Below are 3959 nucleotides of genomic sequence, written 5' to 3'. Positions count from 1 at the left end.
ATCGGCAACGCCAACCCGACGACGCGCCTGTTGGTCTCCCAGCCCGGGTTGGCCACGCTGACCAACGCCAATTCCTTCAATACCCTGATCCTGCAAGCCGGCAGTGCCCTGGCTTTCGGTGGTAACGGCGCCATTTCCGCGGTGCAATCCTTCAACAGCCAGCCGCTGGCGATCAACCCCATCGGGAACAATGTCCTGATCGGCAAGACGAGCCAAACCAATACGACCTATAAGCTCGACGTCGGCGGCAGCGTCCGGGCCGACCAGGTGACGGTGAACGCCACCGGCGCTGATTTTGTCTTCGACCCGGCGTATGCCCTGCCGTCGCTGTCGACGGTAGCCGCCTATATCGCCGCCAACCACCACCTGTCCGGGATACCCTCCGCCGCGCTGATGCAGCAGGATGGTATGTCCGTCGGCGAAACCGAGACCGCCCTGTTGCAAAAGGTGGAAGAGCTGACGCTGTATGCCATCGAGGCTGACCATCGGGCCTCCGTCGAGCACGAGCTCGTAGAAAAGCTGGAAGCGCGTATGGACGCGCTCCAGCAAGAGGTGGAACAACTCAAAGCCCAGCGGCCTTGAGCCGGTCCTGTAACGATTTCAATTCGGCTTCGAGCGCGGCGATGCGTTTGTTCGCCTCGATGGCGTAGAGGGTCAGCTCCTCGATCTTCTGGAGGTGGAGGCGCTGCATGTCGCCCAGGTCGACGCCGCTGGCCTCCATCTGCGCGGCGGAAGGGACCTCGGGAAGGTGGCGGTGCAATGCCGTATAGCGTTCGACCTCCGCGAGCGGCATCCGCCGGTAGCTGCTGTCGAATACATAGTCCGCGCCGATGGTGCCCGTGACCGTTACCTGTTTGGCGGTGATGGTCCCGTTGACCGTGAGCGGCGACACCGGGTTCTTGGTGCCTATGCCGACGTTTCCGTTCCAAAGGATACGCATCCGCTCCGCGCCCGACGTTCCCAGGGTGATGTTTTCATAGCGGTCGGGGGCGGTGGCGGTGGAGGTATAGCCGGACAAGTCGATATAGGACTTGGTGTTGGCGTTGGTTCCACCGCCCGCGCTCAGCCGGAGGAGCCCGTCGTCCATCGTGTAGATCGTATTGGCGTCGCTGACCCCGCGGATCTCGCCCATGATCGTGCCGCTTGAGATGGCCGGCCGGTCCTGGGTGTTGTTGAGGCCGCTGTTGATCGTTGCACCGCTGTGCAGGTTGACATGCCCCGCCGCGGTCACATTGACGTCCCCGGCGCCGCTGGTGAGGCTAAGCCCGCCGGTAAGGTATTGCCCCGAGTATACGAGAAACGTGCTGGGGGACATCGCGTTGCGGGCATTGGTCACATACAGGGCGCCGTTGCCGCTTGCCCCGTTGGATAGCATCAGCACCGCCCGGGCGGTGGCGTCCGTGAGGTCGGTGTTCTGGATGGTGAACGCGATGTCGCCGGTGGTGTTGGTGATAATCGACATCGGAGAGGGCGTCGTGTTGCCGGCGGCGGTGACGCTTTGCAAGGTTTGTGCGGCGGCCGCCTGGCACAGGCAGAGCGCCCCGAAAAAGAGGTAAGTGCGCATATTTGGTGTTTGCCGTAAATTAGCGCATTATGTCGACACAAAACACCAATGCCCCCGTCAGGGCGCTTTTCCTTGACATCGGTGGCGTACTCCTAACGAACGGCTGGGACCGTAAATCCCGCAAAGCCGCCGCGGACAGGTTCGGGCTCAATGCGGACGAAGTGAGTGACCGTCACCGGATGACCTTCGATACCTACGAATCGGGTAAGCTGAACCTGGACGAATACCTGACCAGGACCATTTTTTATGAAGACCGTAATTTTACCCGCCAGGAATTCCGGCAGTTCATGATGGACCAGTCGCAACCCTACCAGGAAATGCTGGACTTGATCCGGGACCTCAAGGCCAAACACGGATTGAAGATTGCGGTGGTGAACAACGAAGGCCGGGAATTGAACGAGCACCGTATCCGGACATTCAAGCTCGGGGAGTTCGTGGACTTTTTTATTTCCTCCTGTTTTGTCCACTTCCGCAAACCCGACGCGGACATCTGGAAGGTGGCGCTGGACATCGCCCAGGTGCCCCGCGAAAACGTCGTCTATATCGACGACCGCCCGATGTTCGTGCAAGTCGCCGAAGGGCTCGGGCTCCGGGGCATCAACCACAAAAAATACGAAGACACCAGGGCACAGCTCGAGGCATTGGGGCTGGCGCTCTAGCGCCAGGGCCGGCGCTCTGAGCGTGCGTGGGCGCGTCGTAACGGCGTTATAAAAGCAAAACCCGCGGACTTCGCGGGTTTTTATGTTATAGCATAGGTTGCCAGCAGCAAGATTGGAGACTAAACCTACGTCATTTCGCGCGCAAAAGAACGCCGTTGCAAAAAATCGGTATTTATACGGAGACGTCTCCCGCGGCCAGCCGCCCGCGGACCGACGACGCCCATTCCTCCCGGAGGATGCTATAATACACCGTATTCCGCCGGAATCCGTCAAAAGCGATCTTATAGTGCCTCAGACAGCCCTCGTAGGTGGCGCCGATCCCCATGATGGCGTTCCGGGATCGCGTGTTGCGCTCGTCGGTGCGGAGCTCGACGCGGTCCGCGCCCAGGGTCTCGAACGCGTATTCCAACATCAGGAATTTGTTGTTGCGGTTGAGCCCGGTCCGGTGATAGGGGAGACCGAGCCAGGTCCACCCGATCTCCAGGCGCTCGTCGGCGGGGACGATGCTGGCGTAGCTGGTACACCCCGCGTATCGTCCGCTGGTTTTGTCGATGACCAGGAAAGGATAGCGGATGCCCTGCGCCTTTTCATCCAGCGCCGTGCGGATGTATTGCGCCAGCAGCTGCGGGCTGTTGATCAGCGCCGTCGAGTACCGCATCAGGTCGGGATCGGAGCAGGCCGCCGCCAGCAGGCCCTCTGCATCCGTGTGTTGCAGAGGCCTGAGCAGGGAGCGATTGTTTTCCAGGCAAATATTATCGGCGAAGTCGAATGTCATGCAACGAAAGTACCGTCATCACTGGCGTATCCCATAGTCCAGAATCAATATGGCTCGTAGTCCAGAAAACCCATAAACGCCGCTACTGCGCCACTTTGATCTTTATCACGATTTTCTTCACCCATCCGCTACCGCCCGCCATCAGGTTCGGCATGTGAAGGTCCTCTGGATAGAAGACGGCGAACATGCCTTCGGTAAAACGGGAGAAAAACGAAGGCGGTTCACCAAACAACATAAAATCGGCCGTAGGGTCATAGACCTTGGAGGGCGTCTGCGCTTGAAGGAAGCCGTGGCCTACCATTTCGGCTCCACGGGCGACATATTGGAGGTCGATGTGGGCGCGGTGCGCCTCCATTTGCTGGGTGGAGGGGTCCACGGTTTCGTATTCATTGACGAGGGCGAAAACGCGCTCGCCGTCGATGTCATAGCGGCCCTTTTCGATGGCAGACAGGTCGGTGGCGTGAAGCCAGGCGAAGGCCTTTTGGAAGGGTTCGTTCCACGTATAGTTGCCGGAACGGTCGAGGTAGTCCAGGATCATACCGCTAAGTAACGGAATTATGCGGGTCGTGCCACTGACCGGCGGTATTAATTGTACTGCGCCTGGATATTCCGTCGATAGACGAGGATCATCGTCTCGGCGATCAGGACCTTGGCGGGTTTGGAAACGTCGATCTGCGTGCGGCCGCGCCAGATCTCCCGCATCGTCTCGAAGGCCAGGTCCTCGGCGCCGCGTTTTTGGTTCATAAAACCATAGGCCATGTAATTGGTGGCGCGGACATGCATATCGTAGAAAGACCTAAAAGCGGACTCGTCGCCCAGGCGGATGCGTTTTAGCAACTGCCGGTCGGTCTGGGCTCTTCGGACAAAAAAGGCGTATAAGGACGAAAACATAGTAAAGCCTCCTGACAAGATATTATGAACGGGCGTACACTGAAAAAAATACCGTAATTTCCAATGGCCG

The 3959-nt window shown here is 59.1% G+C and carries 5 protein-coding genes and 1 pseudogene; 2 read left to right on the top strand and 4 right to left on the bottom strand.

The window, feature by feature from the left end; translation table 11 throughout:
* A pseudogene (locus VL547_RS20195) lies at positions 1–582 on the top strand (hypothetical protein); the annotation flags it as partial.
* On the opposite strand, the gene VL547_RS20190 reads toward VL547_RS20195, so the two are convergent.
* Positions 563–1564, bottom strand: a complete 1002-nt coding sequence (locus VL547_RS20190; protein WP_325581331.1) for a hypothetical protein — start codon at positions 1562–1564, stop codon at positions 563–565. The pseudogene VL547_RS20195 and the gene VL547_RS20190 overlap by 20 nt on opposite strands.
* 29 nt (positions 1565–1593) lie before the next feature.
* On the opposite strand from VL547_RS20190, the gene VL547_RS20185 reads away from it, so the two are divergent.
* Positions 1594–2223 carry an HAD family hydrolase gene (locus VL547_RS20185; protein ID WP_325581329.1) on the top strand — a complete coding sequence of 210 codons (630 nt, stop codon included), beginning with the start codon at positions 1594–1596 and terminating at the stop codon, positions 2221–2223.
* Between the two features lie 172 nt (positions 2224–2395).
* On the opposite strand, the gene VL547_RS20180 is transcribed toward VL547_RS20185, so the two are convergent.
* From VL547_RS20180 to VL547_RS20170, 3 genes are all read right to left on the bottom strand, one after another.
* The gene (locus VL547_RS20180; RefSeq protein WP_325581327.1) at positions 2396–2998 is read right to left on the bottom strand and encodes a GNAT family protein; all 603 of its coding nucleotides are present in this window, start codon (positions 2996–2998) and stop codon (positions 2396–2398) included.
* Positions 2999–3080: 82 nt separating this feature from the next.
* The gene (locus tag VL547_RS20175) at positions 3081–3536 is read right to left on the bottom strand and encodes a YhcH/YjgK/YiaL family protein (protein ID WP_325581325.1); all 456 of its coding nucleotides are present in this window, start codon (positions 3534–3536) and stop codon (positions 3081–3083) included.
* Positions 3537–3583: 47 nt separating this feature from the next.
* Positions 3584–3889, bottom strand: a complete 306-nt coding sequence (locus VL547_RS20170) for a hypothetical protein (protein WP_325581323.1) — start codon at positions 3887–3889, stop codon at positions 3584–3586.
* Between the last annotated feature and the right edge of the window lie 70 nt (positions 3890–3959).

Source organism: Dinghuibacter sp. (genome assembly GCF_035492835.1).
GTDB lineage: Bacteria > Bacteroidota > Bacteroidia > Chitinophagales > Chitinophagaceae > Dinghuibacter.
This window is presented reverse-complemented; position numbering and strand designations above follow the sequence as displayed.